23 protein-coding genes are annotated in these 22,175 nt (G+C 34.4%); 4 read left to right on the top strand and 19 right to left on the bottom strand.

Annotation, left to right across the window (positions count from 1 at the left end):
* Positions 1 to 71: 71 nt before the first annotated feature.
* From BW939_RS01500 to BW939_RS01460, 9 genes are all read right to left on the bottom strand, one after another.
* Positions 72 to 788, bottom strand: a complete 717-nt coding sequence (locus tag BW939_RS01500) for an ABC transporter ATP-binding protein (protein ID WP_076449097.1) — start codon at positions 786 to 788, stop codon at positions 72 to 74.
* Between the two features lie 4 nt (positions 789 to 792).
* A complete protein-coding gene (locus BW939_RS01495; RefSeq protein WP_076449095.1) occupies positions 793 to 2,259 on the bottom strand; it encodes a DUF5687 family protein in 1,467 nt (488 codons plus the stop codon).
* Between the two features lie 75 nt (positions 2,260 to 2,334).
* On the bottom strand, positions 2,335 to 2,901 hold the full coding sequence (locus BW939_RS01490) for a hypothetical protein (protein ID WP_123891545.1): 567 nt from the start codon (positions 2,899 to 2,901) through the stop codon (positions 2,335 to 2,337).
* A gap of 17 nt (positions 2,902 to 2,918) precedes the next feature.
* Positions 2,919 to 4,568, bottom strand: coding sequence for a DNA repair protein RecN (locus BW939_RS01485; protein ID WP_076449091.1), 1,650 nt, complete (start codon positions 4,566 to 4,568; stop codon positions 2,919 to 2,921).
* A 281-nt stretch (positions 4,569 to 4,849) separates the two neighbouring features.
* On the bottom strand, positions 4,850 to 5,752 hold the full coding sequence (porD, locus tag BW939_RS01480) for a type IX secretion system protein PorD (RefSeq protein WP_076449089.1): 903 nt from the start codon (positions 5,750 to 5,752) through the stop codon (positions 4,850 to 4,852).
* A gap of 37 nt (positions 5,753 to 5,789) precedes the next feature.
* Complete coding sequence (coaBC, locus tag BW939_RS01475; protein WP_076449088.1) at positions 5,790 to 6,992, bottom strand: bifunctional phosphopantothenoylcysteine decarboxylase/phosphopantothenate--cysteine ligase CoaBC; 1,203 nt, start codon at positions 6,990 to 6,992, stop codon at positions 5,790 to 5,792.
* 121 nt (positions 6,993 to 7,113) lie between these two features.
* Positions 7,114 to 7,437, bottom strand: coding sequence for a DNA-directed RNA polymerase subunit omega (locus BW939_RS01470; RefSeq protein WP_076449087.1), 324 nt, complete (start codon positions 7,435 to 7,437; stop codon positions 7,114 to 7,116).
* 42 nt (positions 7,438 to 7,479) lie between these two features.
* Positions 7,480 to 8,475, bottom strand: coding sequence for an outer membrane protein assembly factor BamD (bamD, locus tag BW939_RS01465; protein WP_076450084.1), 996 nt, complete (start codon positions 8,473 to 8,475; stop codon positions 7,480 to 7,482).
* A 98-nt stretch (positions 8,476 to 8,573) separates the two neighbouring features.
* Positions 8,574 to 9,203, bottom strand: a complete 630-nt coding sequence (locus BW939_RS01460; RefSeq protein ID WP_076449086.1) for a TetR/AcrR family transcriptional regulator — start codon at positions 9,201 to 9,203, stop codon at positions 8,574 to 8,576.
* A gap of 91 nt (positions 9,204 to 9,294) precedes the next feature.
* On the opposite strand from BW939_RS01460, the gene BW939_RS01455 reads away from it, so the two are divergent.
* The 4 genes from BW939_RS01455 (at position 9,295) to BW939_RS01440 (ending at position 11,796) form a co-directional block, all read left to right on the top strand.
* Positions 9,295 to 9,924 (top strand): TatD family hydrolase, encoded by a 630-nt coding sequence (locus BW939_RS01455; RefSeq protein WP_228417075.1) that lies wholly within the window; start codon positions 9,295 to 9,297, stop codon positions 9,922 to 9,924.
* Complete coding sequence (locus BW939_RS01450) at positions 9,917 to 10,663, top strand: tRNA threonylcarbamoyladenosine dehydratase (RefSeq protein WP_076449084.1); 747 nt, start codon at positions 9,917 to 9,919, stop codon at positions 10,661 to 10,663. The genes BW939_RS01455 and BW939_RS01450 overlap by 8 nt, the downstream gene beginning before the upstream one ends.
* A complete protein-coding gene (rnpA, locus tag BW939_RS01445) occupies positions 10,650 to 11,024 on the top strand; it encodes a ribonuclease P protein component (RefSeq protein WP_076449083.1) in 375 nt (124 codons plus the stop codon). Before BW939_RS01450 ends, rnpA begins: the two co-directional genes overlap by 14 nt.
* A gap of 169 nt (positions 11,025 to 11,193) precedes the next feature.
* Positions 11,194 to 11,796, top strand: a complete 603-nt coding sequence (locus BW939_RS01440) for a DUF4126 domain-containing protein (RefSeq protein WP_076449082.1) — start codon at positions 11,194 to 11,196, stop codon at positions 11,794 to 11,796.
* A gap of 45 nt (positions 11,797 to 11,841) precedes the next feature.
* On the opposite strand, the gene BW939_RS01435 is transcribed toward BW939_RS01440, so the two are convergent.
* The 10 genes from BW939_RS01435 to BW939_RS01390 all read right to left on the bottom strand — a co-directional run bounded on the left by BW939_RS01435 (position 11,842) and on the right by BW939_RS01390 (position 22,114).
* Positions 11,842 to 13,800, bottom strand: coding sequence for a hypothetical protein (locus tag BW939_RS01435; RefSeq protein WP_076449081.1), 1,959 nt, complete (start codon positions 13,798 to 13,800; stop codon positions 11,842 to 11,844).
* A 1-nt stretch (position 13,801) separates the two neighbouring features.
* Entirely contained in the window at positions 13,802 to 14,323 is a 522-nt protein-coding gene (locus BW939_RS01430) for an LptE family protein (protein ID WP_076449080.1), read from the bottom strand.
* A 12-nt stretch (positions 14,324 to 14,335) separates the two neighbouring features.
* Complete coding sequence (locus BW939_RS01425; protein WP_076449078.1) at positions 14,336 to 15,043, bottom strand: hypothetical protein; 708 nt, start codon at positions 15,041 to 15,043, stop codon at positions 14,336 to 14,338.
* Positions 15,044 to 15,054: 11 nt separating this feature from the next.
* Positions 15,055 to 16,344: a sigma-54 interaction domain-containing protein gene (locus BW939_RS01420; RefSeq protein WP_076449077.1), complete on the bottom strand. Its 1,290-nt coding sequence runs from the start codon at positions 16,342 to 16,344 to the stop codon at positions 15,055 to 15,057.
* A gap of 42 nt (positions 16,345 to 16,386) precedes the next feature.
* On the bottom strand, positions 16,387 to 17,103 hold the full coding sequence (locus BW939_RS01415; protein ID WP_228417073.1) for a tetratricopeptide repeat protein: 717 nt from the start codon (positions 17,101 to 17,103) through the stop codon (positions 16,387 to 16,389).
* A gap of 55 nt (positions 17,104 to 17,158) precedes the next feature.
* Complete coding sequence (locus BW939_RS01410; RefSeq protein WP_076449074.1) at positions 17,159 to 17,665, bottom strand: hypothetical protein; 507 nt, start codon at positions 17,663 to 17,665, stop codon at positions 17,159 to 17,161.
* Between the two features lie 254 nt (positions 17,666 to 17,919).
* Positions 17,920 to 19,356 carry a tRNA (N6-isopentenyl adenosine(37)-C2)-methylthiotransferase MiaB gene (gene miaB / locus BW939_RS01405; protein WP_076449072.1) on the bottom strand — a complete coding sequence of 479 codons (1,437 nt, stop codon included), beginning with the start codon at positions 19,354 to 19,356 and terminating at the stop codon, positions 17,920 to 17,922.
* A gap of 81 nt (positions 19,357 to 19,437) precedes the next feature.
* On the bottom strand, positions 19,438 to 20,187 hold the full coding sequence (locus BW939_RS01400; protein ID WP_076449071.1) for an energy transducer TonB: 750 nt from the start codon (positions 20,185 to 20,187) through the stop codon (positions 19,438 to 19,440).
* A 169-nt stretch (positions 20,188 to 20,356) separates the two neighbouring features.
* Entirely contained in the window at positions 20,357 to 20,845 is a 489-nt protein-coding gene (locus tag BW939_RS01395) for a hypothetical protein (protein ID WP_076449069.1), read from the bottom strand.
* Between the two features lie 66 nt (positions 20,846 to 20,911).
* On the bottom strand, positions 20,912 to 22,114 hold the full coding sequence (locus BW939_RS01390; RefSeq protein ID WP_228417071.1) for an MFS transporter: 1,203 nt from the start codon (positions 22,112 to 22,114) through the stop codon (positions 20,912 to 20,914).
* Positions 22,115 to 22,175 lie beyond the last annotated feature (61 nt).

The raw sequence follows: 22,175 nt of genomic DNA, 5'->3' as shown, positions 1-22,175 counted from the left end.
TATTGGATAAAAAAAACCTAACAGGTTTTAAAAACCTGTTAGGTTTGAATTGACTGTTGCAAATTTAAAAATTACATGCTTACAACATTCACCTGATCGGCAAAATACTGTTCCAGATCTCTCAATGTCTCAGGATTGGTCTGAATATCTTTTACTTGAACACCTTTATTAACAACAACAATTCGGTTGCACACTTCAGTTGTATGCGCAAGATCGTGGCTTGAAATAAGAAAAGTCACACCGCTTTGTTTTGATAGTTCTTTAATTAAATTCTTCAATTTAATCTGTGTAGAAGGATCAAGATTGGCAAAAGGCTCATCCAAAATAACGATTTCTGGATTTCCGATGATCGCCCCTACAATTCCTACTTTTTTCTGATTTCCTTTGGATAAATCTCTTACATATTTCCCTGAGTTCACAATCTCTCCGTTAAAAAGATCGTGAAACTGCACCAGAAATTCATCTACCGAAGCTTTATTTTGTCCTCTCAATTCTCCGATGAAATAAAAATATTCTTCCGGCGTGAGATATCCTATCAGAAAAGTATCATCTACGAAAGCGGCAACTTTAGATTTCCAAGCTTCAGATTCGTTGACCTTGATTCCGTCGATGCTTACAAAACCTGTCGTAGGCTGAATTAAATCAAGCATCAAACTGAAGAGTGTTGTTTTTCCGGCTCCGTTATTTCCTACCAAGCCAAAAGTTTCGCCTTTTGGAATTTCTAGATTTTCGATATTGAGAACGGTTGCGTTTCCGTAAGTTTTAGATAAATTATGTATAGTAATCATTGTATTAATTTTTGGCTTTAAACGCTTCTATTGTGCTGTATTTTTCACTTTTGTACTGTTTTACAATAATGTCGAATATTTTTTCTCTGAATAGAAATCCTATCAATCCCAGAACGGCAATAGTACCTACAGCTGCAGTCATACCGTAGAAGTATTTTGTTGCACCAAAAACAGCTATGGGTAGTAACATTTTAGGGATAAGCAACAGAAGACTTTTCAGATTAAAACTGTTTTTCTGACCCATTACTTTTTCTTTAGAGTTCAGATCGATCTGGGTTTTGGTAAAAGCGCCTGACCACAATGTAAACTGGGAATTTACACCGATATTGTACAATCCGGCAGCAAAAAAGCTGAAATAGACTTCCCAACTGATTATTGCATAAAAAAGTGCTACAACGATGGAAGCAGCGGTTACAATATTCATGAGCCACCATTTTGCCTTTAGATATTCTTTATACGGAACATTCAGCGTCATCATCAGCGGATAATATGAACTGTCAAAAGATGGCACTCTCTGCCCAAACAGAAACTGAAAACCGCCTGTGACAAATAATCCCATCAGCATCATCATGTAAGGGGTTTTATAAAGAGGGGAAGTGAACATCAGCAAACCGTAGAAAATAAACATAAAACTCCCAATCAGAACGCCTTTCGTCACTTTATTTCTTCTAAGCATTTTGATATCGTTGTTGATGAAACTTCCGATTGCACCGTATTTATTCAGAAAAGCAATGTTTTCTGTTTTCCCGATTGTTTTTTTGTCTTCTAAGCCTTGGTCGAGATAGAATTCTTTTTTTACGTGGTTAAAACAGATCCACCATAATCCCGCAAATAAGGCAATTGCAAATACTGTAAAATAAGGCTGATCATAAAAAGCGTAAAAAAGTTTTTCAGAATAATTAAAAAGCGGAATGATGTTGTAATACGTCAAGCCTCCAATTATCGCAAACACAATTCCTACAGCGATGGCAATATTTTCTTTATTGTTGAAGAGAATATTGATAAAATTATTTAGATAAAACAACATTGAAAGTGCAATAAGCCAGCTTAAACTTCCCAGAATCCCAAAACCGTTGAACATGCAAATTACTACAAATGTGATCAGGAAAAAAGAATTCATCCAGCTAAACGGCGAGAGAAAAGTTTTGATCAGCATGTAATTAACCAACGTTTTCTTAGGAATATTGAGCGTAAGAAAAGGTTTGATATTCTGCGTAGACATCTGCTGCATGAGATATTTCAGAATCAAATCTGCAACCCATAAAAGGATCATAAATCTCGACACAATTTTCATCGGATCCTCCTCCATTTCTTCCCTCACATAGAAAAATGCCAGAAAAGCGGCTCCGATGCAATAGACTATAAAAGAAAGAATCCCGATGAACCGGAAAATCTTCATTGCCAGATTGATTCCGACAGAAGTACCACGAAAAAAACTTTTGATTTCTAACCTCAGGAACTGTACAAACATCGTTTACTTTTTTACATTAGTAAATATAATGTGGTTTTTGTTACAGGTTAGTAGGATTAACAAAAGAATAATTAATTACCATCTTCTATAACGATAGCTAATAAGTAAATACTGGGTTTTAGCCTGATGTTCCTTCTTGGGTATGCGATAGGACAAATTAAAATATCTTACAGCAACATCATCTTTTATGGTTAATGTTGTCTGAATATCCTTTCCTTCGCTTTCATTCTCAGGCGATTCACCCATAATATTAGAAGCATAGGGTTCAAATTTATTGAAAACATTATTGTACTCAACAATCAAAGCTTCATAATTTGGAAACGCTATTCTCTGAGAAACGGTATGTCGCCCAAGGTCTTTCTCAAAATCTTGTTGCTCTATCCAAACTTCAGCATCCAGTATCTTTGATTTTATCATGACATTTTTGTCATATTTTGAATGGTAAATTGTAATAGTTTCTCCTGTAATCTCCTGTGTCCTAGTAATTTTTTCAAATTTCAGGTTAGATCCTAAAATTATTTCTTCGGGGCTACGGTCCACATTCAACCCAACAAATAGTTTTTGAAAATCTTTTTCGGAATCACCTTGAGCAAAAATAACATTGCCTACCAAAGACATAAAAATTACAAATAAAATTTTCATACTTCAATAATATCTAATTACCCAATCAATTCCCTCGCTTGTGCCATCGCCGCTTCCGTAATCTTACTTCCGGAAAGCAGCTGTGCAATTTCATTCAGCTTATCTTCTTCACTTAATGTGATAATTGTTGATTGAGTTTTGCCGTTGACATCTTCTTTTACCACTTTGTAATTATCATTTCCTTTTGCGGCAACCTGCGCTAAGTGAGAAATAACAATCAACTGCATATCCTGAGACATTTCTCGCATCAGATTTCCTATTTCTTCGGCTACTTTTCCGGAAACTCCGGTGTCGATTTCGTCTAAAATAAGCGTTGGAAGCATATCGCTTTCGGCAATGATTTTCTTTACTGCCAACATCACACGAGATCTTTCACCACCAGAAATGGCAGTCTGAATAGGCTTCAAAGGAAAACCTGAATTCGCCTGAAACAAAAGTTGAATATTTTCTTTTCCGAATTGATTAAATTCCGGAACGTCGGTTAATTCGATGTCGACTTTTGCTTTTTCGAGACCTAATTTTTTTAATAAATCTTCCGCTTTTTTGATAAAAACGGGAACATTTTTCTTTCTGTTTTTTGAAAGTTTTTCAGCAAGAGACTGAAGTGATTTTTCTTTTTTAGCAATATTGATTTCAATCTCAACAATATTGGCTTCAATTTCCTCAGTTCCTTTTTGCTCACCAGACAACTGATCTCGGATTTCTTTTAATTCATTAACGTCCTGAGCATTATGCTTCAGAAGCAAAGCATTAATTTTATTATTGAGTTCAGAAAGTATGGCTAAATTTTCAGGATTGATTTCGATTTTCTCAGCTTCATCTTCCAATTCCTGAAGAATATCTTTAAGCTCAACAAAAGAACCTTCAAGCCTTTCATCCAATTCAGAAAAAGAATGAGAAACTTCGGCAATTTTTGAAAGTTTATTTTTAGCTTCATTAAAGAAAGAAAGAATCCCAATTTCTTCCTGATGAAATCTTGAAAGAATCTGGGCAATATTTTCGGAAATCATTCCTGCATTTTCCTGCACAGAAAGATGATTTTGCAACTCGTCATAATCTACATCATCTAGTTTCAAGTCTTCCAATTCATTCAAAAGAAACTGTTTGTAATCACTTTCTTTGGTGTTTTCGGAAAGTTGTATCTGGAATTTTTTAAGCTGAGTTTTTAAACTTTGAAATTCTAAAAAATCCTGTTGATAGTCTTCAATAATCTTTTTATTCTCAGAAAGTCCGTCAATGATTTTAAACTGATAATCAGCCGTAAAAAGATTCGAGGTTTCAAATTGTGAATGAATATCAATCAATTGTGAAGTCAATTCTTTCAACACATCCAAAGTCACCGGAACATCATTGATAAATGCTCTGGATTTTCCTGAAGGTAATATTTCTCTTCGGATAATGGTTTGATGCTCATAATCGAGATCATTTTCGATGAAGAATTTTTTAAACTGATTGTTCAGATCAAATTCTGTTTCTACAACACTTTTTTCCTCTGCTTTTGAAATAGATTTCAAATCAGCTCTTTCACCTAAAATAAGGCGAAGAGCGCCGAGGATAATAGATTTTCCGGCACCGGTTTCTCCCGTAATGACTTGTAATCCTTTATTTAGATTAACTTCAAGCACATCGATGAGTGCAAAGTTTTTGATATAGATTCTGGAAAGCATATTTGTGACATCTGCATTTGAACTGCAAATATAAATTTAAGTAATGAGAATTCAACAATTATACAAGTTATGAAAATAGCGTTTTTAAAATTGTAACTATCAATGAAGCTTCAATCTAAGAAAATGTTTATGATTTTTTTCCATTAAGTGATTTAAGTTGCTAACTAAAAAAGCGTTTCTGGTTTCTAGAGATTCGCTTTAGTACAAATATTAAATAGAACGATAACAATTTGGGCGTTAGGTTGCTGATTAAAAGAAATCAATTAAATAATTAGAAGAATCTATTTCCACTTATTCCACTTGGTTTCTGCAAATTTTGGTGCAAATGTAATCATGAGTTGCTTCAAATCTGCAATATTTACTCCACCATTGTTGTTTGAGTTGAAAACATTGTAAATTTCATCGCTCTTATTATCTATAAAAAGATTGAAAAAATAATTCTGCTGAAAGTTGTTTTCATACATTTTCAACTGCATGAGTGCATCAAAAAGATTCTTCTTGCCCTGGCTTTGATCTTGATTATAAAGATTATCCAAACCTGCTCTGTAATACGTGTACATCGTTGCACGAAGTTGGCTCATGTTTGGATTTAAAATCTCCCCGATTAAAATGGTACGACTTCTTGGCTCATTGATTTGATTCCAGCCTTCATAGCCTCTGTTTTGTGAATTTTGTGCAATCTGCTGTGCTTTTGCGAAATATTGTGTACCTCCGGAAGACTGAAAACTGTCTGCATCGTAACCTAAGATAACGTAAACATAAAAACTAATAACATCGATTAAATTTTTACCAGAAAATTGCCTTTCATTGAAAACAAGATTTTCATTTTCTACATATTCAAATGCAAATTTTGTATCCTGAAGATTGAGCAGTGGCGATTCGTAAGATGAGTTGTAAACTGGGCGAACCGCTTGCACTACAATACTTCCACGATATCTGTTGCCATCTCGTTCGCTTAATACAAGTGAGAAATTTGATTTTATTTTCTCAAAGTTTTGGAGTTTTTTACCCGTCCAGCTGGTATTATTGATGAAGTCTCTTAAACTTTTCTCTAAAGCCTTAAAAGCCTGCTGATTACTTCCCTGTATCTGCTGAGTATTAACTTGTACTGTTGCAAGAATTTCCTGCGCAAACGACAGATGAGAAATTAATAGCAGAAAAAGTATGATGATGTATTTTTTCATTTCGAATAGTAAGATTGAGAACGGAAATTTATTAAATTTATTTTAAATATTGATTTTCAACGAAATCAAGAATATCTATAGCAACAGAATCTTTAGATTTAAGATCAAATTCTTTCTTTTCTGAGGGCGTAAAAATTTTAATCTTGTTGGTATCATTTTTAAATCCTGCTCCGGCATCACGCAACGAGTTCAAAACAATCATATCGAGATTTTTTTTGTGAAGTTTTCCTATGGCATTTTCTTCTTCATTTTGAGTTTCGAGAGCAAAACCAACCAGAAACTGATGTTTTTTCTTCTCACCCATTGTTTTCAGAATATCCGGATTTTTAATTAATTCGATGGTGAAACTTTCGTCATTTTTTTTGATTTTTTCCGTAGCTACCATTTTCGGTGTATAATCTGCTACAGCGGCGCTTGCAATACCGATGTCTGCCGTATCGTAGAATTCAAAAACCTTGTCAAACATTTCTTTTGCGGAGGTCACTTTGTGGATTTCAATATTTTTTTCAGATACTTTCTCAGAACTTGGTCCAGAAATCAAAATTACTTTTGCGCCTCTTCTCGCAGCTTCATCCGCCAACGAATAACCCATTTTCCCAGAAGAATGATTTCCTATAAATCTCACAGGATCAATTGCTTCATAAGTAGGTCCTGCAGTAATCAAAACTATTTTTCCTTCTAAATTTTTTTTCAGATTAAAATTAAAAAATTGCACAATTGTTTTTGTAATAGTTTCCGGCTCTGCCATTCTTCCCTGCCCTACCAATCCGCTGGCTAATTCGCCACTTTCTGCTGGGATAACAATATGCCCAAAACTTTCTGCAAGATCAATATTTTTTTGTGTAGAAGGATGTTTGTACATGTCTAAATCCATAGCTGGTGCAATAATGACTGGGCATTTTGCAGACATATAAGTAGCGATTACCAAATTATCACATATACCATTAACCATTTTGGCCAAGGTGTTTGCTGTGCAAGGCGCTACAATCATCACATCTGCCCAGAGAGCCAATTCTACATGGTTATTCCAGGTTCCGTTATCTCCGAAAAAATCGCTATAGACTGGCTTTTTAGATAAAGTTGAAAGACTAAGTTTCGTTACAAACCGCTCTGTATCAGGAGTCATAATTACCTGAACATCTGCACCTTGCTTTATTAAATCCCGAATCAGGAAATGTATTTTGTAAGCAGCAATGCCACCGGATACTGCAATAAGAATTTTTTTTCCTGAAATACTCATTAAAAATAATTTTAAAGCACTAAAATACTTAATTTTTAGCGAACCACATTGCTGTAATCAACAAAGGTCATAAAAAGAAAAATTCCTTTTATGACCTTTGTTTATAAAAACACCTATTGTGTTACTTTCTTTCTTCAGTTTTTCTGAAGTAAACGTCTCCGTTTAACCATTCTTCGATTGCTATAGAAGTTGGTTTCGGAAGTTTTTCGTAATGTTTAGAGATTTCGATCTGCTCTCTATTTTCGAAAACTTCTTCTAATGTAGAATTGTGCACTGCAAATTCATCCAATTTATTGTGAAGCTCTGTACGAATTTCTGCGTTGATCTGCTCTGCTCTTTTGCCCATGATAACAATCGCCTCATAGATTGATCCTACTTTTGCTTCAATCTTGTCTTTATCGTAAGTAATAGTATTTACTTCTGCTTTTGTATCTTTTACGCTCATTTTGAGAAAATTAATTTATATTTAAGATGGCAAATGTACAACTTATCTTTGGATTTTGAAAGTAGCTGCGGGAGGTGGGGTTTGAAGTACCGCACTGTCTCTCTGCATTTGTTTTGCTTGCTTTTCGTTATCCATCTGATCTTTGATTTGCTCGTTGTTTTTTGTTTTTAGCTTCTGTTGATCTGCCAATTTCTTTTGTCTTTCTGTAAACAAAGCTATTCTTTCTTCGTTTTGCTTCTTTACGATGACAAAAGCTTTCTTTTCTTTTTCAAGTTTTTCTCTAAGATCTACAGCTGTTTTAGAGTATTCTGAATTTGGAAGCTCTTTTTCAACTTGTTTCGTGAATGCTAAAGCACTTTCAATACGCTCGTCTTTAAGTTCATAATTAGAACCCATTGCTAGAGAGTAGCGCGCATTCATCATATAATCATAAATCTTGGGACGAAGCTTTGTACTTGGGAAATCTTCCAAAACATTTTCAAATGCCACACCGGTAGATTTGTAATCTCCCATTTTATAATAATGTTTTGCATTTTCGTAAGATTTAAATTCCAATTTGTAAGTAAGCTCATCAATCATGGTGTTGATGTTTTTACCTCTTTCAGAGTTTGGATAATTGGTTAAGAAATCTTGAAGCTCATTAATTGCTAATTCTGTACTAGTTTGATCCAGATTATAATCCATGGAACCATTGTAGTAGCACAAAGCAGACAAATAAGCAGCTTCTTCTTTTCTGCTGTCTTGCGGGAAACTTACCGCAAAATTCTTAAATTGATGCCCTGCCAGTTTATAATTTTTGTCGTAATAATTGGCATAAGCCGAATTAAAAACCACATTCGGTGCATCATCTGTACCTGCAACAAGATTAGGAAGTCTATCGTACAATGCCAAAGCATTTTTCCATTTCTTTTTAGCAAAATTTTCGTTGGCAGTTTTGAGGATAAAAGTTTTATCCGCACTTGTTAATGCTTTTTGCTGAGTGCTTTTGCAGGCAGCAAGTACCGCTACAGCGAAAATACCTAAAATATACTTTTTCATAAAGATTTCAACAGATTCGGTATTTTTCCGAACTTTTAATTTGCAAAAATAAAACTTTTTTGCCAAATGATTTTTTTTTATGATTATTTAACGTAAAATTAGTCTACAGCGTATCCCAAAATTGCAAAAACAGTCATCAATGTGTTCACTCTTACCTTTTTTTCCGCTTCTTTATCATAGGAATCAAAATCTTTGTGAGGAACATAAATTTCATAAAAATTTTTGTTTCTAATGACAAACAAGGCTGCACCAATAATAACTGTAAGCAAATCTTCTGGTTTTGGAGCAAAAGTAAAAACTCCGGATGCCACTCCTTTTTTTATTACTTCATCAATTTTCTTCACAAAAAGCTGATAACAATCTAACAATTCATTTTTCACTTGATCAGAATGTCTTAGTTCTTGTGTAACAAAGCCGTGAAAATAATTGTATTTGAAAAGCTGAGCGATGATAAATTTTACCATTTCTTTCATTTGCATTTCTGGCTTGCCATATTTTATGGTATCGGCAAATTCAGAAAAATTTTCTCTCGTTTTCAAAACCCTATATTGATAGAGGTAAGACATCATTTTTTCTTTAGATCCGAAATAATATGAAATCATTGCGACATTAATATTGGCTTTTGAACAGATATCCCTCACCGAAGTACCTTCATACCCTTTCTTGGCAATTAATTCTTCTGCAATATCTAAAATATGAATTTGTTTTTCCGTGAACTTTTTCTTCATCCGAACTGACTTTGCCTTAAAGTTATAAAAATTTTAAACAAAATCTACAAACCACTGTTTAAAATATTACAACTTAAATTCATTACTTTTGATGATGTCTTATTTTGACTTTCATCATCACAAACCTCATCTTTCCAACGGAATTTATAATTTGGAACTTTTTAATACTGCTCCTGATTTCCCTTTCTCTGCCGGAATTCATCCGAAAAACATTGTGGCGAAAAATATTGATCAGCAACTCCAGTGGTTAAAGCACACAATTTCTGAAGAATGCTTTGCAATTGGCGAGTGCGGTTTGGATTCTTTGGTAGAAACTGATTCTGAAGTACAAAACCATGTTTTTCTGGAGCAAATTAAAATTGCAAACGATTTCAAAAAACCCATAATAATACATTGTGTAAGAAAGTTTTACGAATTGATTCCGTTTAGAAAAAAATCAAACCAAGCTATGATTATTCATGGTTTTAATAAGAAGAAAAAAATTGCAGAAGACCTTCAATCGAATAATTTTCATCTCAGTTTTGGAAAAGCCGTTTTGTATAATTTATCTTTGCAAAATACTTTGAAAGATTTTCCTTTAAACAAATTGTTTTTGGAGACCGATGATTCAAATTTTGATATCGCAGAACTGTATCAAAAAGTATCTGAAATCAAAAAAATAACTAGTAAAAATCTTCAGGAGCAAATCTTTATAAATCTAGAAACTATAAGAAATGGATAAATACTGGCTGGAAAGAACAGAACTTCTCATCAAAGAAACGGGTTTGGAAAAACTTCACAACGCTACTGTTCTTGTAGTAGGATTGGGCGGTGTAGGTTCTTTTGCCGCAGAGTTTCTTGCCAGATCTGGTGTAGGCAGCATAACAATTGTAGATGGTGACACCGTAGATATTACCAATGTAAACAGACAGTTACCCGCTTTGCATTCTACCGTTGGAATGCACAAAGTAGATGTGGTTGGCGATCGGCTTTTAGACATCAACCCTAAGCTTAATCTGAAGAAGATCAACGAGTTTCTAAATCCGGAAAGGATGGCTGAAATTCTTGATTCTGAAAAATTCGATTACATTTTAGACTGTATAGACAGCGTGACCCCAAAAACCTCACTTATTATCGCTGCAAGACGCAGAAAGATAAAAATTGTAAGCTGTATGGGTGCTGGTGGAAAAATAGATCCGTCTAAAGTACTCGTTCGTGACATCCACAAAACGCAACATTGCCATCTCGCAAGACAAATTAGAAAAAGGCTGAAAAAAGAAAAAATAGATAAAGGAGTTCGTTGTGTATTTTCAGACGAAATTCAAGATGAAGACAGCTTAAAAATGACAGATGGAAGCAATTACAAAAGATCGTTCTACGGCACAATAAGTTACATGCCTGCTATTTTTGGGCTTTATGCTGCCTCTGAAGTAATTAATCATCTATTAAAAAATACAAATCTGGACGATGCAGAACTTTAAATATCCTTCAGCTGAAAAGTTGAAAAGCAAGACGGATATTGGTTTTCTTTTTGAAAAAGGCAAATGGAGAACCCAAGGAAATCTGCGAATTATTATTCTCAAAAACAAAGAAAACACACCCATTTCTGAACTAAAACTAGGGGTTTCTGTTTCTAAAAGATATTTTAAAAAAGCGGTTGACAGAAATCGCTTGAAAAGACTTTTGCGTGAATGTTTCCGCTTAAACAAGGAGCTTTACAAAGAAAATTTCGGCGAAAAATCGCATGCAATGCTCTTCTGGGCTTCATCGGAAAAGCCTCAAACTTTTCAGGAAGTTGAACTTCAGTTTACTAATCTTTGTTTGGCTCAGCGTAGGAAGTGAAAATTGGAGATTGATTTTTAGATTTAAGTTTAATGTTTCTAAGACCTTTTAAATCATTATGGATTTTAAAATTTTAATCTTGTTTAAGGTATAAATTAAACTACTAGAACAATTCTCTTAAAAGTTTAATTTTTTTAGTAATTTTAAATTTCACAAATTTGAAAACAAAATGCTAGACAATATACCTTATTTCCCTTTTATTGCAAGTGCTTTCTTTGGAATTGGTCTTGCTGCTGCTACAGGATTCCGAGTTTTCCTTCCTTTATTTGCCGTAAGCCTCAGTTCTTATCTAGGCTGGATCCCTATAAGTGATAGCTTTGAATGGCTTTCTGGTCTGCCAACGTTGATTACTACAGGAATTGCCACAATTGCTGAAATTTTGGCTTACTACATCCCTTTAGTTGATCATCTTCTGGACACTGTAGCTATACCGCTTTCTACCATTGCCGGCTCTATACTATTTGCCAGTCAGTTTGCAGATTTGGGAACCTTTCCGCAATGGGCTTTGGCGATTGTTGCGGGTGGAGGAACAGCAGCCACGATAAGCTCAGGATTTGCAGGCATACGAGCTGCATCTACCGCCACTACTGGAGGAACAGGAAACTTCCTTGTGGGAACTACGGAAACCGCAGGAGCAGGTTTTATGACCATCGTCTCAATGGTTGCGCCATTTATTGCTGCTGTTTTGAGTATTATTTTGGTTATTTTCATCATCATTAGAGGAAAAAAATTGATGAAAAAATTTTTAACAAAGAGCTCTTCTCACAGATAAACATAATAAAATAAAAGCAGATCTTGTTTGATCTGCTTTATATCTTTATCTACCTCTAAGGTCTTTTATCTCCTGAATTTTTTCTTGAAAATAAGATTTTTTGTGGGGATGTTTTTCACATAAAATTTGGTAGGCACTTATGGCTTTTGTGTAGAGTTTTTGCTCAGTATATAACTTGGCAAACGTTTCTGTCATCAAATGCGATATATCGTCTGTTTTCTCTTTTACTACAAAAGTAACCTCATCTTTTAATTGACTGATTTTAGGATTGTTCTCGAGGAAGTTTTCAATTGCTTTAACTTTAATTTCGGTTTTGGCTTTTACAATTTCATCAGTTCGATCTATTTTTAGCCAACTTTGCCATGTGTTGATAAAATTGGGAACATTACTGTCTAATACACTCGCTTTTTCTAGTGAGTCAATAGAAGTTTTTGCTTCAATTTCTTTTTCAGCTTTTGGTTCAGCTTCCTCTGTATTAGAATCAGAAGCTTTACTAAAAGTGGAGATATTATTTCCAAAAAACGAAAGATTGAATCCTGGATTACCCTTATCAAATACATCATCCTCAACATCATCAACAACTACAATCTCTTCCCCATCTTTTTCTAACACTACATCTTTGTTTTGCTCAATTTTTGCAGGTTCAGATAGTTCGGGCGTTTTTTTTGTATCAATTTCTTGTTGATTGATGACTGCTTCTTCTTGTTTTGAATTTAAATGCTCGTTGATAATAACAGAATCCAGCGTTTTATTTTCAAAAGACATTGGTTTCCAATCAGATTTCACTTCTTCAGTAGTTTCTCTTTCTTTTTTCTCTTCATGAATAACAGATTCTATAGCAGGAGCTTTTTGAAATTCATCAGCTACTTTTTGTACTTCTTTATCATCATTTTGAGGCTTGGTTTCAATTTCAAAAGACTGAGTTTCGGCATAGCTGATTTGGATGCTATTTTGATCTTCTTGTTCCTCTTGAACATCTTGAACATTTTTAGTCGCAACTTCTTTTTTAGCCTCTTTCATTTTCTGCTCTACCTGTTCTATCAGGCGACGCATTTCATCTTCATATTTGTTTGAAGTAGACAATGGTGTAGTAGTGCTTTCTTTTTGCGCCTCAGTTTTAGATTCAATCTTTACTTCAGGAAGAAAAGATTCTGTGCCATGAAAACTTAATTGAGAATTATCTTCAATTTTTTCTTTTTCGGTTTGTGATTGAATTCCATTTTCAGAAATAATTGTTTCAGCGGTAAAAAGCTCTTTTTCATCCACAATTTTTTCCTCTAACTTAATTTCATTCTGAGTATTGAGTTCAAGAGATGGAGTTTCCTGAAAGCTAATGGCCTTTTCTTCAATAATTGCTTCAACTTCTTCTGTAAAATTGTTTTGAGATAAAACTTCAATTTCAGGTTGATTAATGACAATCTCGTTTTGTTTCTCATCATTAAGATTATCTACAACATTTGTTTTCCCTGTCACCAAATTTCCTGCTTCCAAACTAGATTCTATATCTATTTTCTCACTATTTTCTTCGTTCAAGAAATTTTCTTCACCATCAAAAAGAATCCTATTTCTTTGGCCTTCCACAAAAATCAGGTTATTGGAAATCTCAGGTTCGGGTTGAATTGCAGTATAAGCGGATTGTTCTTCTGAACTTGTTTGCTCCACATTTCTTTTTATTGGGAAGCCACCGGTTCTTTGAGCGTAGATAGGGTTTGCTTTTTTAGTTTCTATAACATTCACAGCCGGAGCTGTAGTTTTCTCTATTGCAAGGCGCTCTATATTACCGTTAATGAGATGATAGAGATTTTTTTTATCGGTAGTATAAGCTGCCGTTTTAGAAAGTTCTTTTTGATAGTTTTCAGATTCGTAGAGATGGATTCCGTACAAATGCAAAGCACGTACACTTTGTAGATACGGAAATGCCTTTATCTCGTCTCTCAAGATTTGAAGATCTTCTTTTTGAATATTTTTTGGCTCTTTCAAAAGCTCTAAAATTCTAGTTTCCATCTTACCAGTTTGCTACAATGTCGTTAAAAATTTTATTTATAATCCTGTCTGTCACCAATTTCACCTGAGAAACTTCAATATCAGATTGCGAAAGACTGCTGTTAAAAGCAGCTTCGTCCATATATGTACGATCAAAACTCACGTCAGGATGCAGCTTGTTTTCGTAATGTACTTTTATGGTAATCGTTAATTTATTTTGTGATTCTTGAATTGTTCCTGCGGCAGTTTCTTGGGTATTTGAACTGATGTTGGTAGGAGTGATAGAATAATCTGTAATCTCTCCTTCTATCAAAATATCGGGATTAGATTTTGTACCCTTCAGGGTAGTTCTCTGCAAAAATCTGTTTTGAATATCTGTTGAAAACTGTTGAGAAAGCGTGGGATTTACCAACGGAGCATTGTTTGGAAACTCGTTGATTTGCACGGTTTTTTCATCCGTTAAAGAAGAACCTGTAAAGCTGTAGCAAGAATTTAGAATTCCTGCGGATATGAATAGAATGAAAAGATTTCTGAGAAAATTCATCGCTTTTAAAATTTAATATTTGTCTTTGATTCCTATTTCGGAAATTTCGTCGCGCTCAAGCTGCTGAATTGCATCATCGAATGCATAATAATATGCGGTACAAGCAAAAGGGAGTGTTAGAAAAACCCCAATACCACAGGCGACCACGCCTATTTGTGCAAGAATACTCACAACCAAAGAGAAAAGGAAAATATTGAGAAGATTCCCTTGCGTCATCACTTTAGAAATATTCCAAGCAGTTTTGATGTCTGTAATTCCTTTGAAACTGATAAGAGCAGAAATATAAAATCCTTTTAAAGTAAAATAATATATCGCTATGAACATTAAAATCATAAAAGGAATCATCATTAAAGGCCACATTACACTTGGCTCTCCGTTTCCGTAAGAAGAAATGCCGCCCAAAAACCCAAAAATACCTACAGGAATACTAAGTGCAAAAATACCTCCCACAATAATTAATTGTAAAATAAGGTAAGGCATAAAATCTTTAAAATCAAAAATATCGCCTGGACTTGCTTGTTGATTTTTGTCTATTTTCCTTAGATATTTGTAAAAATTACCCATGGCTAAAATTCCACAAAAAGGGATGATAGACATCAGTAAACACACTAAAAAGCCCACAAAAACGCCGCCGAAGTCTTTCTTCATAAGCTCGAAGCCTTTATTGATATATTCGCCAAATTTAAAATTGATTGGCTTAGGCGTTAAATTCACATTCATAATATTGTAGTTTATTCTTCTAGGTTATATTGTTTTATTTTTCTGTATAGCGTTCTTTGCGAAATTCCCAATTCGTCTGCCGCTCTATTTCTTCTTCCGTTGTGCTTCTCAAGAGCCTTCACAATTAAGTCTTTTTCATTATTTTGTAGAGAAAGTGATTCTGGTCTATTTTCTTCTATTTCAATATCTTCAAAATCTTCGTAGTTATCGTCAGGATTTGAGATAATGGTAGGATTTTGTACATTTTGATCATTGTTATTATTATTTTCAAAATACAATAAGGAATTAGAGTTTGCAGCTGGCTGTGTTTCAGGTGTATAAATTCTGCTTATCAAATTTTTTTCTTGATTGCTGAGATCTGCCGTTCCTCTATTTTTAATCAGTTCGGAAGTTAAGGATTTTAAATCATTTATATCGTTCCGCATATCGAAGAGAATTTTGTACATAATTTCTCTTTCGTTGCCAAAATCGGTTTGTTTTTGACTGCTTGGCTGATTTACTACCATCGGCAAATGAGCATTCATTGGTATATATTCTGTAAGTTTAGCTACAGAAACTTTTCGCTCTCGTTCTACCACCGTCATTTGCTCAACTAAATTTCTCAGCTGACGTACGTTTCCTGGGAAAGTATAGTTTTCGATATAGTGAACTGCACCTGCCTCTAGTTCTAGTTCCGGCATTCTGTATTTTTCTGCAAAATCGATGGCAAATTTCCTAAAAAGCAGGTGAACATCCCCTTTTCTTTCCCTCAAAGCCGGCATATCAATCTGAACTGTATTCAAACGATAAAACAAATCTTCACGAAATCTTCCGTCCTGAATGGCTTTCATCATATTTACATTTGTTGCAGCAACGATTCTTACATTGGTTTTCTGAATTTGCGAAGACCCTACTTTCATAAATTCTCCACTTTCTAAAACCCTAAGCAAACGAACCTGAGTTTGCAAAGGCAATTCACCTACCTCATCCAAAAAAATCGTCCCACCGTCAGCCACTTCAAAATACCCTTTTCTCGTTGCTGTAGCTCCCGTAAAAGCGCCTTTTTCGTGCCCGAAAAGTTCAGAATCTATTGTTCCTTCTGGGATTGCACCGCAATTTACCACAATGTAAGGCTGATGTTTTCTTTTCGATTCGGAATGAATTATTTTTGGGATAAATTCTTTCCCTACACCACTTTCCCCGATAACCAAAACGGAAATATCGGTGGGTGCTACTTGTATAGATTTTTCTAAAGCTCGGTTTAAAGCTGGAAAATTTCCTATTATCCCAAAACGTGCTTTTATAGATTGTAAGTCTGCCATTTTCTTGATTTAAAGATTAAAAAAATTAAAGATTTTTAAAATTTACAGTTCTTCTATTTCTGCTCTGTAAACTTTGTTGAAATGATGTGTGTACCCATCTTTCATGGTTTTACCTTCATCGTAGCTTTTTAAAGCCATCTTTTTTAAATCTAAATAATCTTTGTTCCGAATTTTTGCAACTTTACTTTTAAAATAAATATTTTCGGCAAAATCGTTTTGCTTGCTTTGTTTTTCGAAGTTTATTAAAGCTTTGTCATATTTCCCAAGTTCAAAATAAGTTACACCGAGTTGATAAAAATCGTAAAGACCAATATTATGATCTTTTTTTGCCAACTGATTTTCAATAATATAAACCGCTTTCTTTTTTTGACCTAAAGCTGAATAACAAATTGCTTTTGCAATGTGCAATTCGTAATCGCCATTGGCTGAATACCCTAAATATCCTGTAGGATAAATTTTCTCTAAAGCCTCAATATCTGCAATTGCGCCTTTGTAATCTCTAAGGAACTGATATTTGCACCATCCGCGATAGCCTAAATATTTTGCAGGATCAAGTTGTACTGCCTTGTCAATTAAGGTTTTCCAATTAATAAAATCTCCCCTTTTCAAATATGGAACTGATTTTTCCATGTAAGAATTGGCGAAATTCGGGCATAATTCAATTGCTTTATCAAAACCTTCCTGAGATTCTCTTAATCCCTGATATTCACCCCAATAGTTAAATAACTCACATGCCTTTTTGCAATCGTCACTTTGCATGACATTACAATTTACCTGTGATTGTAAATTAGAATAAACAACGAGAATTAAAAGACTAAGGTAATATTTCTGAAACTTTTCCATTCTCAATTTTATAGGTTAGATACTGGTAATAGTCTACTTTTTTTTCCTCAATTTCTTTAGGGATCCAGCCATTTAATTTCTTTGTGAAATTAAGTAACTGGTCTGATAATTTTTTGTTGAAAGTATATTCTTTGTATTCATTATCTATCTGCTGCATTCTGAACATTCCAGATTTCCCTTCACAATTGACTACAAAACGAATCGTAATATAGCCATTTGCTTCTTTATTTTCTGGAAGATTTAGTGTCTGAATTTCTTTTTCGATTTCTCTTTTTTCACTTTTATATTGAAACCCTTTTGAATCATTATAGTACTGAAAAACATATTTCTCATCAAGACACCTTTTAAAATTAGGATCATCTAGCTTTTCATCAAATTCTATATTCCCTACATGATTTGGGTATTTTGAAACTGCTTTTCCTGTCTGAGAATTAATCAGCAGAGGTATTAACAATATGATGAGAAATATATTTTTCATTTATGCTTGTAATAATGTAATGTTCTAATAACGCTTTCTTCTAAAATTTACTATAATCTTGTTTATATCTTTATTTGTATCAATTTTAGAGACAATCATGATAAACATTTTTTTTGTAAATCTTTACTTTTAGCTGCAAATCTTGTATTGAAAACACAATTTGCAGCCCGACCTGAGTGGAGCTCTTTTTGCGAGGAGGAACGACGAGCAAAAAAGCGGGAACGGAGGGCGGATAAAGCTGCCATAAAAATCATTTACTTAACCGTTTCCCCTAAAAGCGTACCTTGTGTATTTCCGTGCACAAAAACAGACACTATGTCTCCCAATTTCTGGCCTTCCTTCATATCAAATACGCAAACTGCGTTTTGGGAATTTCTTCCTTTCCATTGGTTTTTGTTTTTCTTTGAAATTCCTTCAATCAAAATTTCATGAACTCTACCAACGTAACCTTGCATTCTTTTTCGGGAAAGTTCGCCTTGTAAAGCAATTACTTCGGCAAGACGACGCTGTTTTACATCGGCAGGAATATCGTCTTCCATCTTTTTGTGAGCGGGCGTTCCCGGTCTTTCAGAGTAGGAAAACATATAGCCATAATCGTACTCCACTTCTCGCATAAGGCTCATTGTGAGTTGATGATCTTCTTCGGTTTCTGTGCAAAACCCGATAATCATATCTTGTGAAAATGAAATATCTGGAACTATTTCTTTTCCTTTTTTAATTAAATCTAAATATTCCTGACGCGTATGTTGACGGTTCATCAATTGAAGAATTCTGTCGCTTCCACTTTGAACGGGAAGATGTACGTAATTGCAAATATTATCGTGTTTTGCAATCATTTTAAAAACTTCTTCCGTCATTTCATGGGGATTAGAAGTTGAGAATCTGATTCTCATTTCCGGAACCGCTACCGCTACCATATCAAGCAACTGAGAAAAATTCGTGGCTGTTAATTTTTGCATTTCAGAAGCTTTTGCAAAATCTTTTTTAGGACCGCCACCGTACCAAAGATACGAGTCTACATTTTGACCTAATAACGTAATTTCTTTGTAGCCATTTTCCCACAAATTCTTACATTCCTCGATGATTGAATGAGGATCACGACTTCTTTCACGACCTCTCGTAAAAGGAACTACACAGAAAGTACACATATTATCGCAACCACGGGTGATCGTCACGAAAGCAGTCACACCATTTCCACCCAAACGAACGGGATTGATGTCTGCATATGTCTCTTCTTTTGAGAGAATGACGTTGATAGCATCTCTCCCATCTTCGGTTTCCTTCAAAAGATTAGGCAAATCCCTGTAAGCATCTGGGCCCACTACCAAGTCTACAAGCTGTTCTTCCTCTAAAAATTTAGTTTTCAATCTTTCTGCCATGCAACCCAAAACACCAACCGTCATATTGGGGCGTTCTTTTTTAAGATTTTTAAATTGCGCCAAACGCATTCTCACGGTTTGCTCAGCTTTTTCACGGATAGAACAAGTATTTAGAAGAATCAAATCTGCTTCTTCTACTTTCAAAGTAGTGTTGTAACCCTGCTCATTAAGTATGGATGCGACGATTTCAGAATCTGAGAAATTCATTTGACATCCGTAGCTTTCCAGAAATAATTTTTTAGAATTTTCGGGTTTTTCTAGAATGGCAAACGCTTCACCTTGTTTTGTTTCGTCTATATATTTTTCTTGCACTTTTTCAATTTAATTAATTTACAAAGATACAAAATATTGTGACAGAATGGCAGGAGCTAAATTTGACTTTTCTTACTGAAATTATTCTGGTGCACCAAAACGTAAAGGCAATCTAAATCTTGTTTTCACGGGAACTCCATCAATTTTTCCGGGAGTCCACTGATGTTTTTTTCCTTTAACACTTTTTATACCTCGAAGAACTCTTTCGTCGAATTCTGGTAATCCGGATGATTGTAAGACTTTATAATCTTCAGTTTCGCCATCTGTGTTGACTACAAAAGTTACAATCATTGTAAAAGATTTCGACCAATTATATCCGCGCGTATCAATTCTTTCTGCAACTTGTTTTCTAAACGAATTGATACCGCCGCCTGGTTGATGTTTATAATTCGCCATTTCTCCGGAGGGGATGTAGCCTTCCTTATATTTTTCAAAAAGATGATCTGAGATGATATAAAATTGGGCAACAGACTGTTTTTTCTCTCCGTTAATAATTATAGGTTTCCATTTATTCATTAACGAAACTACTTTAAGACCTAAATCATAAGTGCATTTGTACTTTTCTGCTGCATCTTTATTGGTTTCATCTTTAAGATATTTAATTGGTCCTGTCTCCGGAATTATCACTTTCAGATTATAAACCTCATCCTTATTTTCGCAAGGTTGCAATCCGTTTTTGGAAACAATTTCATGAAAATCTTTATAGAAAGCAGCTTCTCCACCCTGATAAGGATATTGCCCTGAAGCATAATGATAGTATTCCTGAAACTCATCTTGTGCTTTTACAATAAACGATGAGAGGACAAAAATTGAAAATAAAATATTTTTCATCACAACAAAAGCCCTAAATTAATGAGAGCTTATGCAAAAATAAAATTTATAATTCTACAAGACGTGTTATAAAAATTACAAAATTGTAAATTTAATCATAATGAAAAATTCAGATTCTTTTTTCTTTACAATGAAAATCTGATTTGCTTTAAATTCTCTTTTAGAAAAATTAAATATCCGTAGCTACAGAGCTGAAATTCATTTTAATTTTAATTTCGCTCGCGACAGGTTTTCCATTGCAGTTCGCTGGTATCCAGCTGTTTTTAATTCTTCTAATTATATATTTCATATCATCAAAAAAAATTTCGCTGTTATCAACTTTTGGCCCGGCATCGATTTTTACAATTTTGCCCGTTTCATTTACGGTAAGCGTGAATGTAAAATTACCATTGAGTACATAAAATTCTGAATTGAGATAATTGAACATATATTCCCTCAGAATTTCTGTATAATTAGAAACCCCTCCATCTACTTTGGCTGCTTTGAAACTTGTACAATCTTTTACAGCAACCTGCAAAGGATCGTTAATCACTATTTTAAGAATATTTTTATTGGTCTCTGAAATAACGAAATTAGATTCTTGATCCTCTAAATCATTTTGCTGGGCAAAAACTAGATTCGATAAAGCTAAACACAAAATTATAAATGCAGATTTCATAGTAAATGAATTTGTTTACACCTCATCAAATTTCCCACCAAATAGCTTCAAATTAATCAATTTAAATTAAATTTCGTGCGATTTTTTACCCGTTTCTTTTAGTAATAATGAAATAAAAATTGCCAATACAATTCCACTTATCCAAAAAAACAAAGCGTTTTGAAAATGGCTATTAGCGTCTGATAATCCTAGACTTCTACCAAAATAATAACTGAAGACAGGACTCAATAATGTAGTTACGCCAAAAGTGATAAAATTAATTGCTCCTGTAGAACTTCCTTTTACAAAATCGGGATTGGCCTCTTTAATGATTGAATATGGAATCATCGCCGCTCCGGAACCTACTCCCAAAATAAACATCGATAATTTTGCTGGAAACACCTCTGGTAAGAAGGCAAGTTGTAAAAGACTTAAAATCATCAAGATTGCACCACAAACTAAAACTGGTTTTCTACGTCCCAATTTATCGGTGATAAACCCTAACAACGGGCATCCAAAAACCCATCCAAAAGCCACCATTCCGCTGGTTATAGCAGCATCATGAAAGGTAAATTGTTTATCTTTTTCGAAAAAGGCAACAGCCCAAGTCATTGCAAATATTGTGGTGGGCGCAAATAATAATCCTGAAACCAAACCGCAAAGCCAAGATTGTAGGTTTTTAAAAACAATTTTATAAGTTTCAAAATAGCCTAATTTTTTAGAATTTTTTTCTATTTCGGGTTCAGAATTTTCTTTCGGTATCACAAAATACAGTACAAAAGCGGTAATTATAGTAAATACACCTGCCCAAAGCCAGAATGCATTACTATCCATCCCCGAATCTATCCAAGGACCGACTAGAAATTGACCTGAAGCACCTCCTAACATTCCGAAACACTGGGTAAACCCAATTGCCGTCGCCAAAGATTTAGAAGAAAATCCTTTACTCGCCAAATAAACACAACCCGGAAACGCAAACGCACAACCGGCCCCCTGCAAAAGCCTTCCCGAAATTCCGGCAAATTGGGTTGACATTAAAAAAAACAAAGCTCCTAGTCCTAAAATAAAGGTTCCTGCAAATAGAGACTTTTTTCCTCCAAATTTATCTAGAGCAATCCCTGCAAGCAAGCTGCAGGTGGAATAGGTATAGTAATACGTACCAATCATCCAAACCAAATCAAGATCATTGGTATTGAAATGACTGGTCAATTGTGGCAACATCACTGCGGGTGCAGATCTGATAACATAGTCTAAAAAATAGAAAATAAGCCCGAATACCCAGGCTATCACATAAAACTTCTTCAAAGAATCACTCATCAAGTAAGAAAAAATAGAACTAAAAAAAATAATA

The organism is Chryseobacterium piscicola (genome assembly GCF_900156685.1).
Taxonomy (GTDB): Bacteria; Bacteroidota; Bacteroidia; order Flavobacteriales; family Weeksellaceae; genus Chryseobacterium; species Chryseobacterium piscicola.
The sequence above is the reverse complement of the archived record's forward strand: the minus strand, read 5'-3'. Positions and strand labels throughout refer to the sequence as shown.

What these genes read in the sequence shown, in the direction of transcription:
- rnpA (WP_076449083.1), top strand. Translation starts at nt 10,650, where the DNA reads ATGCAGAACTTTAAATATCCTTCAGCTGAAAAGTTGAAAAGCAAGACG.
- BW939_RS01440 (WP_076449082.1), top strand. Translation starts at nt 11,194, where the DNA reads ATGCTAGACAATATACCTTATTTCCCTTTTATTGCAAGTGCTTTCTTT.
- bamD (WP_076450084.1), bottom strand. Translation starts at nt 8,475, where the DNA reads ATGAAAAAGTATATTTTAGGTATTTTCGCTGTAGCGGTACTTGCTGCC.
- BW939_RS01500 (WP_076449097.1), bottom strand. Translation starts at nt 788, where the DNA reads ATGATTACTATACATAATTTATCTAAAACTTACGGAAACGCAACCGTT.
- BW939_RS01485 (WP_076449091.1), bottom strand. Translation starts at nt 4,568, where the DNA reads ATGCTTTCCAGAATCTATATCAAAAACTTTGCACTCATCGATGTGCTT.
- BW939_RS01395 (WP_076449069.1), bottom strand. Translation starts at nt 20,845, where the DNA reads ATGAAATCTGCATTTATAATTTTGTGTTTAGCTTTATCGAATCTAGTT.
- BW939_RS01410 (WP_076449074.1), bottom strand. Translation starts at nt 17,665, where the DNA reads ATGAAAAATATATTTCTCATCATATTGTTAATACCTCTGCTGATTAAT.
- BW939_RS01495 (WP_076449095.1), bottom strand. Translation starts at nt 2,259, where the DNA reads ATGTTTGTACAGTTCCTGAGGTTAGAAATCAAAAGTTTTTTTCGTGGT.
- BW939_RS01470 (WP_076449087.1), bottom strand. Translation starts at nt 7,437, where the DNA reads ATGAGCGTAAAAGATACAAAAGCAGAAGTAAATACTATTACTTACGAT.
- BW939_RS01455 (WP_228417075.1), top strand. Translation starts at nt 9,295, where the DNA reads ATGATGTCTTATTTTGACTTTCATCATCACAAACCTCATCTTTCCAAC.
- BW939_RS01490 (WP_123891545.1), bottom strand. Translation starts at nt 2,901, where the DNA reads ATGAAAATTTTATTTGTAATTTTTATGTCTTTGGTAGGCAATGTTATT.
- BW939_RS01430 (WP_076449080.1), bottom strand. Translation starts at nt 14,323, where the DNA reads ATGAATTTTCTCAGAAATCTTTTCATTCTATTCATATCCGCAGGAATT.
- BW939_RS01420 (WP_076449077.1), bottom strand. Translation starts at nt 16,344, where the DNA reads ATGGCAGACTTACAATCTATAAAAGCACGTTTTGGGATAATAGGAAAT.
- BW939_RS01460 (WP_076449086.1), bottom strand. Translation starts at nt 9,203, where the DNA reads ATGAAGAAAAAGTTCACGGAAAAACAAATTCATATTTTAGATATTGCA.
- BW939_RS01435 (WP_076449081.1), bottom strand. Translation starts at nt 13,800, where the DNA reads ATGGAAACTAGAATTTTAGAGCTTTTGAAAGAGCCAAAAAATATTCAA.
- BW939_RS01425 (WP_076449078.1), bottom strand. Translation starts at nt 15,043, where the DNA reads ATGAATGTGAATTTAACGCCTAAGCCAATCAATTTTAAATTTGGCGAA.
- BW939_RS01450 (WP_076449084.1), top strand. Translation starts at nt 9,917, where the DNA reads ATGGATAAATACTGGCTGGAAAGAACAGAACTTCTCATCAAAGAAACG.
- porD (WP_076449089.1), bottom strand. Translation starts at nt 5,752, where the DNA reads ATGAAAAAATACATCATCATACTTTTTCTGCTATTAATTTCTCATCTG.
- BW939_RS01400 (WP_076449071.1), bottom strand. Translation starts at nt 20,187, where the DNA reads ATGAAAAATATTTTATTTTCAATTTTTGTCCTCTCATCGTTTATTGTA.
- BW939_RS01415 (WP_228417073.1), bottom strand. Translation starts at nt 17,103, where the DNA reads ATGCAAAGTGACGATTGCAAAAAGGCATGTGAGTTATTTAACTATTGG.
- coaBC (WP_076449088.1), bottom strand. Translation starts at nt 6,992, where the DNA reads ATGAGTATTTCAGGAAAAAAAATTCTTATTGCAGTATCCGGTGGCATT.